The 12,410-nt window shown below is 66.6% G+C and carries 12 protein-coding genes; 7 read left to right on the forward strand and 5 right to left on the reverse strand.

From position 1 onward, the window contains the following. Nucleotides 1–99 precede the first annotated feature (99 nt). The 6 genes from OXC99_09815 (at nt 100) to yqeK (ending at nt 4,880) form a co-directional block, all read left to right on the forward strand. Nucleotides 100–1,050, forward strand: coding sequence for an aldo/keto reductase (locus tag OXC99_09815; GenBank protein MCY4625278.1), 951 nt, complete (start codon nt 100–102; stop codon nt 1,048–1,050). 31 nt (nt 1,051–1,081) lie between these two features. Further along, complete coding sequence (locus OXC99_09820) at nt 1,082–1,468, forward strand: DUF4157 domain-containing protein (protein ID MCY4625279.1); 387 nt, start codon at nt 1,082–1,084, stop codon at nt 1,466–1,468. A 50-nt stretch (nt 1,469–1,518) separates the two neighbouring features. Continuing rightward, the gene (gene lysA, locus OXC99_09825; GenBank protein MCY4625280.1) at nt 1,519–2,835 is read left to right on the forward strand and encodes a diaminopimelate decarboxylase; all 1,317 of its coding nucleotides are present in this window, start codon (nt 1,519–1,521) and stop codon (nt 2,833–2,835) included. 5 nt (nt 2,836–2,840) lie between these two features. Then, the gene (gene holB / locus OXC99_09830) at nt 2,841–3,803 is read left to right on the forward strand and encodes a DNA polymerase III subunit delta' (protein MCY4625281.1); all 963 of its coding nucleotides are present in this window, start codon (nt 2,841–2,843) and stop codon (nt 3,801–3,803) included. A 126-nt stretch (nt 3,804–3,929) separates the two neighbouring features. Beyond that, nucleotides 3,930–4,283: a histidine triad nucleotide-binding protein gene (locus tag OXC99_09835; GenBank protein ID MCY4625282.1), complete on the forward strand. Its 354-nt coding sequence runs from the start codon at nt 3,930–3,932 to the stop codon at nt 4,281–4,283. Nucleotides 4,284–4,289: 6 nt separating this feature from the next. Next, nucleotides 4,290–4,880 (forward strand): bis(5'-nucleosyl)-tetraphosphatase (symmetrical) YqeK, encoded by a 591-nt coding sequence (gene yqeK, locus OXC99_09840; protein ID MCY4625283.1) that lies wholly within the window; start codon nt 4,290–4,292, stop codon nt 4,878–4,880. Here yqeK and OXC99_09845 read toward each other — a convergent pair. Next, nucleotides 4,877–6,625 (reverse strand): NAD+ synthase, encoded by a 1,749-nt coding sequence (locus OXC99_09845; GenBank protein MCY4625284.1) that lies wholly within the window; start codon nt 6,623–6,625, stop codon nt 4,877–4,879. The genes yqeK and OXC99_09845 overlap by 4 nt on opposite strands. Before the next feature lie 326 nt (nt 6,626–6,951). On the opposite strand from OXC99_09845, the gene OXC99_09850 reads away from it, so the two are divergent. Next, the gene (locus tag OXC99_09850) at nt 6,952–7,446 is read left to right on the forward strand and encodes a hypothetical protein (GenBank protein ID MCY4625285.1); all 495 of its coding nucleotides are present in this window, start codon (nt 6,952–6,954) and stop codon (nt 7,444–7,446) included. On the opposite strand, the gene OXC99_09855 is transcribed toward OXC99_09850, so the two are convergent. The 4 genes from OXC99_09855 to glnA form a co-directional block, all read right to left on the reverse strand. Next, entirely contained in the window at nt 7,431–7,676 is a 246-nt protein-coding gene (locus tag OXC99_09855; protein MCY4625286.1) for a hypothetical protein, read from the reverse strand. The two genes, OXC99_09850 and OXC99_09855, sit on opposite strands and share 16 nt — an antisense overlap. Nucleotides 7,677–7,877: 201 nt before the next feature. After that, nucleotides 7,878–8,816, reverse strand: a complete 939-nt coding sequence (locus tag OXC99_09860) for a YihY/virulence factor BrkB family protein (protein ID MCY4625287.1) — start codon at nt 8,814–8,816, stop codon at nt 7,878–7,880. Between the two features lie 225 nt (nt 8,817–9,041). After that, nucleotides 9,042–10,382, reverse strand: coding sequence for a glutamine synthetase family protein (locus tag OXC99_09865; protein ID MCY4625288.1), 1,341 nt, complete (start codon nt 10,380–10,382; stop codon nt 9,042–9,044). Nucleotides 10,383–10,457: 75 nt separating this feature from the next. Further along, a complete protein-coding gene (gene glnA / locus OXC99_09870; GenBank protein MCY4625289.1) occupies nt 10,458–11,906 on the reverse strand; it encodes a type I glutamate--ammonia ligase in 1,449 nt (482 codons plus the stop codon). Nucleotides 11,907–12,410 lie beyond the last annotated feature (504 nt).

Genomic DNA, 12,410 nt, shown 5'->3' on the forward strand with positions numbered 1-12,410 from the left:
GCATTACGTAACACACAGTCCCGCCGTTCACCCTTCGATTTCCCTCAGGGCGAACGGCCGGGGTTGTCGTGTGTTTGGATTCAACACAGGGAGGACTACATGGAGTACCGTTGGCTGGGCCAGACCGGCCTGGAGATCTCGACCATCGGGCTGGGGACGAACAACTTCGGCGGCAGGATGGACTACGACGCGACGAAGAAGGTGCTGAACCAGACCATGGAGGAGGGCATCAACTTCATCGACTGCGCCAACACGTACGGCGGGGGCAAGTCGGAGGAGTTCATCGGCAAGGCGCTGGGGAAGAACCGCCAGGAGATGATCATCGCGACCAAGGCGGGGGCAGGGCTCGGACCGCCGGGGACGCCGATCACGGGGCCCAACCAGCGCGGGGCGACGCGCCACCACATCATGCAGCAGGCGGAGCTGAGCCTGAAGCGGCTGGACACCGACTACATCGACCTGTTCTACATGCACCGGTGGGACGTGGACACACCAATTGAGGAAACCATGCGGGCGCTGGACGACCTGGTGCACAGCGGCAAGGTGCGCTACCTGGGGTGCTCGAACTACACAGCGTGGCAGATGGTCGAGGCGATCTGGGCGGCGCGCGCCAACAACCTGTACAACTACTGCTGCATCCAGAACGAGTACAGCCTGGTGGCCCGCGACGTCGAGCGGGAGGTGGCGCCGGTGTCGGAGCGGTACGGCGTGAGCGTCATTCCATTCTTCCCGCTGGCCAGCGGCTTCCTGACGGGCAAGTACGCGCAGGGCGAGGAGCCGCCCGAGGGCACTCGTTTCGCCAGCTCGCCGAACATGGGCAACCGCTACCTGACGGAGGCCAACTGGAGCCTGCTGGGCAAGCTGCAGAGCTTTTCCGGGGAGCGCGGGCACTCCGTTGCTGAGCTGGCCTTCGCTTGGCTGCTGGGCAGCCCGGTGGTGCCGAGCGTGATCGCGGGGGCGACGAAGCCGGAGCAGGTGACGGCCAACGCCAAGGCGGCCGAGTGGCAGCTCTCGACGGAGGAGATGGCCGAGATCCGCGAGATGCTCTAGGCCGGACCGGTCCCGGCTGGGCGCACGAACAATGGCTAAGAGAGCGGCTCTCTCCGACGAGGTGAGGGCCGCTCTGCGTCCGTGGTACTCGGAGGAGGTCATGGGAGCCGTGCCGGTGCTGCGGGGGTCGTTCTTCGGGTGGCTGTTCGGGTTGAACGGGAACTACGCGGTCACGATCAACGGGACAGTACACGTGACCAAGCGCGCGGCGGTTGAGGGCTCGATGAACTGGACGGTGCTGATGGGGCACGAGCTGTTCCACGTGGAGCAGCAGGCGGCGATGGGGTGGTGGCGGTTCCTCGCGCGGTACCTGTGGCACTACCGGCCGCGGCACCTGCGGAGCGCGCGGTCGCATCCGTACGAGATTCCCGCGTACGCGCGGGGGGCGGAGATTCGCGCGAGGTTGGGGGAGGGGTAGAATAGGCGCAGGGCATGACGCCCCGCTCAATTTTCACCAAAGGACACACCATGGACTTTTCCCAGTTGGCCCATGTCTTTCCGGACACCGCTGAGGTGAATGCCTCGGGGCGGCTTAGCATTGGCGGGTGCGATGCGGCGGAGCTTGTTGCCGAGTACGGGACGCCGCTGTATGTGCTGTGCGAGGACACGCTTCGCAACCGGTGCCGGGCGTTTACGGCGGCGTTTACTTCGCTGCACGGGGACACGCGGGTGGTGTATGCGTCTAAGGCGTACATCGGGCCGGCGCTGGCGCGGCTGATGGCGGAGGAAGGGCTCGGGCTGGACGTGGTTTCGGGCGGCGAGCTGGCCGTCGCGCTGGCGGCGGGCGTGCCGACGGAGGGCATCTACCTGCACGGCAACAACAAGTCGGCGCAGGAGCTCGCGGAGGCGCTGGACGCCAAGGTGGGGCGGATCGTCGTCGACAACCTGCACGAGATCGACCTGCTGGAGGAGCTCGCGGCGGCTCGGGGTGTAACGCAGCAGGTGTTGCTGCGGGTGACGCCGGGCATCGACCCGCACACGCACGCCAAGACGACGACGGGCATCGTGGACAGCAAGTTCGGGCTGAACATCAGCAACGGGCAGGCGGCGGAGGCGTTGCGGCGGACGCTGGACTGCCCGCACCTGCAGCTCATGGGGCTGCACTACCACCTGGGCTCGCCGATCTTCGAGACCGAGCCATACGTGGACGCGATGGAGGTTGTGCTGGAGTTCGCGGCGCGGTACCGCGAGGAAGGGCTGGAGATGCGGGAGCTGAGCCCGGGCGGCGGGTTCGCCATCGCGTACCTGCGGGACCAGCAGCCGCCAGCGCCGGCGGACTACGCGGCGGCCATTGTCGCGGCGATGCTCGAGGGGTGCGAGCGGCACAACCTGCCGCTGCCGTCGCTCACCATCGAGCCGGGGAGGTCGGTGGTCGGGCCGGCGGGTGTCGCGCTGTACACCGTCGGCAGCATCAAGGAGATCCCGGGCGTGCGGACGTACGCGGCGGTCGACGGGGGCATGGGCGACAACATCCGGCCGGCGCTGTACGAGGCGCGGTACGAGGCGGTGACGGCGGCTCGCATGAACGATGCGGAGAGCGTGGACTACACCATCGCGGGGAAGTTCTGCGAGTCGGGCGACATCCTCGTCGAGCAGGCGTCGCTGCCGGAGCTGGCGCCGGGCGACCTGATCGCGATGCCGGCGGCGGGGGCGTACAGCCCGTCGATGGCGAGCAACTACAACGCGAACCCGCGGCCGCCCATCGTGCTGGTCAAGGACGGGAAGGCGCGGCTGATCCGCCGCCGGGAGACGGCGGAGGACCTGATGCGCACGGACGTCTGGTAGCCGGCATGTGGCGTGTCGTCGGGCACCCCGGGGCCGTGCGGCTGCTGGACCGCTCACTGAGCAGCGGACGGCTGGCGCACGCCTACCTCTTCACGGGCCCGCCGCACGTGGGCAAGACCACGCTCGCGATGGACCTGGTGGCGGCCGTCAACTGCGACGGTGCGGAGCCGCCCTGCGGCGAGTGCTCGCAGTGCCAGCATGTCCGGGACGGACGCCATGCCGACGTGCTGCACCTGGGCGTCGACGAGGAGGAGGGGCGCAAGGCCATCGGCATCGACGCGGTGCGGGACGCGGCACACCAGGCGAACCTCAACCCCTTCGAGGGGCGCTTCCGGGCCATCATCATCGAGGGAGCGGAGCACCTGACGGAGGAGGCGGCCAACGCGCTGCTCAAGCTGCTGGAGGAGCCGCCCGCGCGGCTGATGCTCGTGCTGCTCTCGGCGAGCCCGGACAACGTGCTGGCGACGATCCGCTCGCGGTGCCAGCGGGTCGACCTGCGGCCGCTGGCGACGGCGGCGGTCGCAGAGGCGCTGACGACGCTGTGGGAGGTCCCGGAGGCGACGGCGGCCGAGCTGGCCGCGTGGAGCGCGGGTCGGCCCGGGTGGGCCGTCCGAGCGTGGGAGGACCCGGCGATCCTCGAGACGCGCGACCGGCGGCTGGAGCGGCTGACGGCCGCGGCGGAAGGCGGCGTCGAGGAGCGGTTTGCGTACGCAGCGGAGCTGGCGAACCTGCTGCCGCAGCAGCGCACGGCGGTGCGAGAGACGCTTGACCTGTGGGCGGAGTGGTGGCTGGAGCGGCTGGAGGCGCAGGCAGGGGAGGCGGAAGAGGACGGGCCGAGCAAGGGCGACCTGCTGCTCGCGGTGCGGGAGGTGCTGCGGACGCAGGACCTGCTGGACCGGAACGTGAACCCCCGGCTGGCTTTGGAGGCGCTGATGCTGTCGCTGCCGCGGGTGGCGGCGGGGCGGTGAGGGGGTCTCGTCATGCTCGCCGGTCGCCGTGGCTGCTAGAATGTTTGCAGCGCGCCCGTTCATCCTTCGACAGGCCCCTTCGTCAGGATCAGGACGGAGTCAGGGCGAACGCGAGAGGAGGGCCCAATGCCGCAATCGCCCAGCGAGTGCGTTTTCTGCAAGATTTATGACGGGGAGATCCCCGGCGAGTTCCTGTACAAGGACGACCGCTGCTTTGTCATACGGGACATCAACCCCATCGCGCCGGTGCACCTGCTGGTCGTGCCCGTGGAGCACTATGTGCACTCCGAGGACGCGTCGCCGGAGTTTGAGGCGGCGCTGGGGCACCTTATGCTGGTGGCGCGGGTGGCGGCGCGGCAGGAGGGGGTCTTCGAGAGCGGGTACCGGATGGCGGTGAACCAGGGGCCGGACGCCGGGCAGACCGTCGACCACCTGCACCTGCACGTCATCGGCGGGCGCCGCCTTGAGCACGAGGGATAGGCGCTCATGGCGACGTTGTCCACCCTTCCGCCGCAGCTACAAGCTGTGCTGGATGGACTGTCTCCTGAACTACGAGGACACATCCAACGTGTGCGTGTCATTGCGAGGGGACTGGCCGAGGAGCACAAGCTGGACCTCGACCGGGTGGACCTCGGCGCGGCAGCGCACGACATTGCCAGGGGTGATTCGGACGACGTGCTGATGGAGGAGGCGCTGGCGGGGGGGGTGCGGATCACTGACGCTGACCGCTCCCGGCCCATCCTCCTGCACGGACCGGTTGGCGCAAACCGCCTCCGTGACCGGCTCCTCGTCACCGACGAGGCGGTGGTGGAGGCGGTTTACTGGCACACGACGGGGCTTGCGACGATGGGGCCCATCGCGAAGGTGGTGTTTCTGGCGGACAAGTTCGACCTTGCCAAGGCGTCGAGGTACCCGCACATCGAGCGCGTCAAGGAGCTGGCGGCCGACGACATGGACCGCGCGATCATCGAGTTCCTGCGGGGAGACATGGTGCGGCTGCTGAACGAGGATGAACTGGTGCATCCCGGGTCGCTGGAGACGGTGAACGGGTTGCTGCTCGCGATGCAGAGACGCTAGCCGCGGCCGTTGCCGAGGTAGCGGTTCACGATGGGCATGCGGCGGTCGCGGCCGAATGCTCTCGGGGTGATCTTGATGCCGACGGCGCCTTGCCTTCGTTTGAATTCGTTTCGGTCCACCGCGCGCATGACCCGCTGCACGATGGCGGCGTCGTAACCCATCTCCACCATCTCATCGTAGGAGCGGTCCTGCTCCACGTAGAGCTCGAGCACCTGGTCCAGCAGGCTGTAGGGCGGCAGGTCGTCGTCGTCGCGCTGGTCGGGCTTGAGCTCGGCGCTTGGGGGCTTGTCGATGACGGACTGGGGGATGGGCGCGGCGGGGTCGCCGTTGCGGTTACGCCACTCGCTGAGCTCGTAGACGAGGGTCTTGGGCACGTCCTTGATGACGCCGAAGCCGCCGGCCATGTCGCCGTAGAGGGTGGCGTAGCCCATGGCGAGTTCGCTCTTGTTGCCCGTGGGGAGCACCAGCCAGCCGAACTTGTTGGAGACGGCCATGAGCAGGTTGCCGCGGATGCGCGCCTGCACGTTCTGCTCGGCGATGTTGGGCTCCGTGCCGTCGAAGATGGGGTGGAGGGCGGTCTCCATGGCGCCGTGGACGTCCTCTATGGGGACGATGCGGAGGGGGACGCCGAGAGCCTGCGCGAGATCCTCGGAGTCCGTGACGCTGCCGTCTGACGAGTAGCGGGAGGGCATGGCGATGCCCTCGACGTTGTCGGCGCCGAGGGCGTCGACGGCGACGACGCAGGTGAGGCTGGAGTCGATGCCGCCGGAGAGGCTGACGAGCACCTTGCGGAAGCCGTTCTTGCGGACGTAGTCGCGGGTGCCGAGGACGAGGGCGTTGTAGACCTCGCCGACGGGGTCAAGGGGCTCGGCCATGCGCTCGGGCAGGGGGGCGCGGTCGCGGGGCTCGAAATCGGAGACGTGGACCTGCTCGGTGCGACCGATGGCCTCGAGGGTGGAGGCGGTCTCCTTGCGGTCGAGAGGGGCCCGGAGGCGGCGGTGGAAGACGCGCTCGATGTCGAGGTCGGCGACGAGGAGCTCCTCCTGGAACTGGGCGGCGCGGGCGACGGGGACGCCGTCGACGTCGAGGACGACGCTGGCGCCATCGAAGATGAGCTCGTCCTGGCCGCCGACGGTGTTGACGTAGCCGATGTAGAGGCCGTTGTCGGCGGCGCGGGTGCCGAGCATACGCTCACGGGAGGCGAACTTGCCGGCGTGGTAGGGGGAGCCGTTGATGTTGACGATGACCTCTGCGCCAGCCTCCCGCTGGAGAGGCACGGGGCCGAGAGCGTACCAGATGTCCTCACAGATGTTCACGCCGACGGCGACGCCGTTGACGGTGTAGACGGGGCAGACGCGACCGGGACGGAAGTAACGGTCCTCATCAAAGACGCCGTAGTTGGGCAGGTAGACCTTGTGGTAGACGCCGACCAGCTCACCGTTGCAGGCCAGGGCGGCGGCGTTGTAGACCTGGTTGCCCTCACTGTTGACGAAGCCGACGACGACGGCGATGTCCCTGGAGGCGGCGACGACGCGGTCGAGGGCGGCGAGGTTGTCGTGGATGAAAGAGGGCTTGAGGAGGAGGTCCTCAGGCGGGTAGCCGGTGAGCATGAGCTCGGGCAAGGCGACGAGGTCGGCCTGCTGGTCGCGGGCCTCGTCGATGCGGCGCAGGACGATGCCAGTGTTGCCGGCGATGTCGCCGACGGTGGGGTTGACCTGCGCCAAAGCGAGCCTGAAGGTGCGCACGGGCCGCGTCTCCTTGCCGAGAGGTGTGTAAGTATTCTAGCACAGGGGCGGGCGGGGGCTGGGGGGTAGGGTGAATAGAGGAGACCCTCGCATGTGGCAGCGTTGGCAAGTCTGGAATCCAGGGTAGGCAGAGGCGCTTCGCGACGGCCCAACAGTTAGGAATAGCGTATTTCCCACGTGAGGCAATTGCCAGTGCTCCGGTGACACGCTGCGTCGCAAAGAGAGTCCCGTTGATATACTACCATCTTCCAATAGTCAGACCTGATATTCTTTACACTTCTCGTAATTGCGGGACGATGCGCTGATCTCAAGGAAGGGAGACAACAATGACCACAACCGATGGACTTGCGGCCCAAGCCCAAGAAGGGCGCAAGACACTGGAGACGGCGATTCTGGGGTTGCTAGAAGCCCATCCAGAGGGCCTCAAGAATGCCGACATAGCGAAATCCCTTGGGCTGCGGTCCAGCTTCAAAGGGGGCCACCGGAACCACCTGACGCACTCGCTGCTGGGCGGACTGCTTGCGAGAGGTCTGGCAGCGCAGGACAAGACCACCTTGCTCTACACGGCAGTCGCGACTACCTCCGATGCACTGACGGCCATAGCGGAAGAGGGGCGCAGGACACTAGAGGCGGCCATCCTGCGGCTGCTGGAAGCGCACCCGGAGGGCCTGAAGAACGTGGAGGTCACGTCCATGCTTGGGCTGCGGTCCAGCTTCAGGGGAGGCCATCGGAACTACCTGACGCACTCGCTGCTGGGCGGGCTGCTGACCAAGGGGCTGGTAGAGCAGGACGAGGCGACCCTGCGTTACACGAAGGTGTGATGAGCGGAGGCGGCATCATCGTCTGAGCCGTCCAAAGCGCCGGGGAAGGTGTCCAAGACGTTCTGGGCAAGGTCGTCACAGCGGGATCGGACCTGACGGAGGGTCTGTGCCTCATCTGCGTTGACCCCGTTGCGGAGCAGGTCCTCTGCGATGCCCGCCGCTGTGCTCAGGGCTTCCATGATGCGGCTGGCCTGTTCGTCCCTGTCAGGGATCTTGCCGGTCGTGCTCATGCCTTTTCCTTTCCAACTGCGCCGCCGCCAGGTGGAATCCGCCTATGCCGCAGAACATGTCTGCAAATGTCAGCGGCGGGTTAGCGACCTCAAGAGTCATTAGGCAACTCCCTTCGTGGCCGACCCGGATTCTTCGCACACTATAGCGCCTCGGTATCGTCACTCCAAGGCATACGTGACACTTTTCGCAATACCTATCTCCTACCCGCCGTTTCTGCGGCGGGAGGGGGTGATCCAGTTGCCTATGAGGCCGGCGACGCCTCGCTGGCTGATGATGCCGTGGCCGAGGCCGTAGCGGGCCTGGAGGACGGTGAAGGAGTTCATGGCGCGGCGGGAGCCGAAGGCGCGGCTGTAGATGTAGGAGACCTCCGCGCCCAGCACGAGGGCCATCGCCGAGAGGTAGACCCATACGAGCAGGGCCATGAGCGCTCCCAGGGAGCCGTAGACGAGGTTGAACTCACCCACGTTGATGAGGAACCCGCTGAAGGCGAGCCGGACCAGGTGGGTCATGACGGACCCCACCATCGCCCCCAGCCAGACGTCCCGCCACGTCACCTGTGTATTCGGCACGTACCGAAAGAGGACGGCAAAGACGGCAAAAGTAAGAACCAGGAGACCCGCCTCAAGCCCCAAATTGATGAGGGGCTCATCCACAAACCATATGGTGGACGCCCCCCAGGAGAACAACCCGACCAAATTGGTCGCGGCCATGAGGGCCAGAAGGGCCACCCCGACCAGCATGAGCAGGTCTATCCCCCGCCCGATGAAGAAGGGGTGGGGTTTGGTGACGTGCCAGGCGTGGTTGACGCCCTTGCGAATGGCGGAGAAAACGGCGGTGCTGGAGAGGAAGAGGCCCAGGATGGCGATGGTGCTGAGGGCCCCCCGGGCCTCGGCCACTCGCTGCACCAAGTCCAGGAGGTAGTCGGCGGAGACGGGGATGTTGGCGATGATCCGTTCCACCATGCGCTCCTGCTCCGCCGAGGTGGAGTTGATGTAGCCAAGGATGGACACTCCGGCGAGGGAGAAGGGGAAGATGGAGAACAGCGTCCAGTAGGCAATGCCGGCGGCCATGTACGGACAGTTGTTGGAAAAGAAGTCCGCAACAACCACCCGAATGAAGAGGATCCAGCGGTTCCGCACCCCTATGTCCTTTCATGGGCCGCCGGGCGAGGATCCCGGCCACAGGCGGCCCGCATCTGCACGGGAGCCCGGCGCCCCTCTCCACAGCAGACGCCGCGCGCGGGCGATGCGTTCCACAGCCGGACGGCCCCATTTTGATTATACACATGGGCGCGGGGCCGTCGGCCCGCGGCAGGGCGGCTTTGACTTTCCCCCAGAAGGGGAAGAGACCCCGGTGCGCGGGAGCTAGAGCTGGGGCAGGTACTCGCGGATCTCGTAGTCGGTGACGTGGGTGCGGTAGCGCTCCCACTCTATGCGCTTGTTGGTGAGGAGGGTGTCGACGACGCGGTCGCCGAGGGCGAGGCGGAGGCACTCGCTGTCCTCTGCGCGATGGATGGCCTCGAGGAGGCTGCCGGGGAGGGACTGGATGCCGCGCTGGGCGCGCTCGTGCTCGGTCATCTCGAAGACGTTGCCCTCCATCTGCGGGGGGAGGTCGTACTCGTTGCGGATGCCCATGAGGCCGGCGGTCAGGAGGGCGGCGAAGGCGAGGTAGGGATTGCAGGCGGGGTCGGGCGCGCGGTACTCGAGGCGGACGGACTCCTCGCGGCCCTGCTTGAAGGAGGGGACGCGGACGAGGTCCGAGCTGTTCATGCTGGCCCAGGAGACGTAGACGGGGGCTTCATAGCCGGCGACGAGGCGCTTGTAGGAGTTGACCCACTGGTTGGTGACGATGCTTATTTCCGGGGCGTGGCGCAGCAGGCCGGCCATGAACTGGCGGGCAAGGCGGGAGAACTTGATGGGGTCGTCCGGGTCGTAGAAGGCGTTCTCGCCGCCGCGGAAGAGGGACATGTGGACGTGCATGCCGGAGCCGTTCAGGGAGCCGATGGGCTTGGGCATGAAGGTGGCGTAGAGGCCGTGGCTGAGGGCGACCTCCTTGATGACGAGGCGGGCGGTCATGACGTTGTCGGCCATGGTGAGGGCGTCGGTGTGTTGGAGGTCGACCTCGTGCTGGCCGGGGGCGCCCTCATGGTAGGAGGACTTCACGGGGATGCCCATCTCGCTGAGGTTGAGGACGGTCTCGCGGCGGAGGTCGGTGGCGACGTCGCCGGGGGTCTGGTCGAAGTAGCCGCCGCCGTCGACGGGGGAGGGGTCCTCGGGGCTTCGGAAGTAGAAGAACTCGATGTCGGGGCCGACGTAGAACTGGAGGCCGAGTCGGCTGGCCTCCAGGACGCTCTGCTTGAGGACGTTGCGGGGGTCGCCGTCGAAGGGGGTGCTCTGGGGGGTCATGATGTCGCAGAACATGCGGGCGACGGCGTTCTGGCGGGGGCGCCACGGTAGGATGCGGAAGGTGGTGGGGTCCGGCAGGAGGACCATGTCCCACTCCGTGTCTCGGGCGAAGCCCTGGATGGAGGAGCCGTCAAAGGTCACGCCGCGGACGAGGGCGTCCTCGAGCTCCTCGACGGTGATGGCGATGCCCTTCACGTTGCCGAGGATGTCTGCGAACCAGAGGCGTATGAACTTGACGTCCTCCTCCATGGCGGTGTGGAGGACGTAGTCGATGGCCTCACTCTCGCGTCCGAGATTCATGGCAATCACTCCAGATTCAGGACGACGAGGGGCGCCCCCGCATGGAAGCGCCCCTCCTGAGTCTCAACGAATAGCCTATGCGTCCACGTACATGTAGTACTCGTACGGGTGCGGGCGGAGGCGCATCGGGTCGAGCTCGCGCTCCTTTTTGTAGTCGATCCAAGTGGAGATGACGTCGGGCGTGAAGACGCCGCCGTTGAGGAGGAAGGCGTGGTCCTCTTCGAGGGCGTTGAGGGACTCCTCGAGGGAGCCGGGCACCTGGCGGACCTTGGCGGCCTCTTCCGGCGAGAGCTCGTAGATGTTGGTGTCGAGGGGCTCGCCGGGGTCGATCTGGTTGACGACGCCGTCGATGCCGGCCATGAGCATGGCGGCGAAGGCGAGGTAGGGGTTGGCGGCCGGGTCCGGGCAGCGGAACTCGACGCGCTTGGCCGCCGGGTGCGGGAAGTAGGCGGGGATGCGGGCGGAGGCGCTGCGGTTGCGCATGGAGAGGGCGAGGTTCACGGGTGCCTCAAAGCCGGGGACGAGGCGCCGGTAGGAGTTGGTGGTGGGGGCGCAGAAGGCCAGCAGTGCGGGGGCGTGCTTGAGCGGGCCGCCGATGTAGTGCAGGCCGAAGGTGGAGAGGTTGGCGTAGCCGGAGTCTGCGTAGAAGAGGTTGACGCCGTCCTTCCAGACGCTCTGGTGGACGTGCATGCCGGTGCCGTTGTCGCCGAAGAGGGGCTTGGGCATGAAGGTGGCGAGCTTCCCGTGCTGGCGGGCGGTGTTCTTGACGACGTACTTGTAGGTCATCACGTTGTCTGCCATGCGGACGAGGGTGTCGAAGCGCATGCTGATCTCGCCCTGACCGCCGGAGGCGACCTCGTGGTGGTGCTTCTCGACGATGATGCCGGCGCGCTCAATGTGGAGCATCATCTCCGTGCGGATGTCCTGGAGGGAGTCGAGCGGCGGGACGGGGGCGTAGCCCTCCTTGTGGCGCAGGCGGTAGCCGAGGTTGCGGTCGCCGTCGACAGAGAACTCGGCGCCGGAGTTCCAGGCGCCCTCATCGGAGTCGATGAAGTAGTAGCCGCTGTAGGCGTTCTGGTCCATGCGGATGGAGTCGAAGATGAAGAACTCAGGCTCCGGGCCCCAGAAGCTGGTGTCGCCGATGCCGCTGGAGTTGAGGAAGGCCTCGGCCTTCTTGGCGATGTAGCGGGGGTCGCGGGAGTAGGGGCCACTGGTCATGGGGTCGACGACGTCGGCGAGGATGCTGACGGTGGGGATGCTGTAGAAGGGGTCGAGGACAGCGGTAGTGGCGTCGGCGACGAAGAGCATGTCACTCTCGTCGATGGCCTGGAAGCCGCGGACGGAGGAACCGTCGAAGCCGCTGCCGTCGGTGAAGAGCTTCTCGTCGACCTCAGAGAGGGGGAGGGTGAAGTGCTGCCAGGTGCCGGGCATGTCGCAGAAGCGGAGGTCGACGACTTCCGCGCCGGTGTCCTTGATCAGCTTGAGGACCTCATCCGGGTTCCTGGGGCGCTCATATGCTGCCATGTTCTGCTCCTTGCACTAGTGTTGCCGCTGCGGGCGGCGTCCCTGCGGTCACAGGGCGACGGCGTGCCGCTCACGTTGCATTCAGGGTAGCGCGGCGGCGGCGGGTATGTGTTTCAGGATTGTTACAGATTTCGACGCGGGGGTTGCTGCCCGGTGGGATTCGATTCGATTCGAGTCGTGCCAAGTGAAGTTCTGCAGAACGAGTTCCCTTGGGAAGGGGGGCTTTCAGATACGACTCGATTGAACACGTTGCGGGGGGTGCGGGCCTTTTCCAGCGGGTTTCGGGCTTCTACGAGTGGCGTTTTGTGCATTTTTTGGCGCTCTTTCATGGTGGGTGCGGTGGGGGTGGGGGTGTGGTCTGTGGTGGTGCGTGCGTGTGTCATGGGGGGAGGGTAGCTGGGGGAGGGGGTTTTGCGCGAGGGGGTTGTGGCAGGGTTTTGGGGGACCAGGGTTAGGCGGAGGTTTGGGGTTTGTCGGGGTTCCTGCCTTCGCAGGAACGACGCG

The organism is Chloroflexota bacterium, assembly GCA_026713825.1.
Classification (GTDB): Bacteria; Chloroflexota; Dehalococcoidia; order Lucifugimonadales; family UBA1127; genus UBA1127.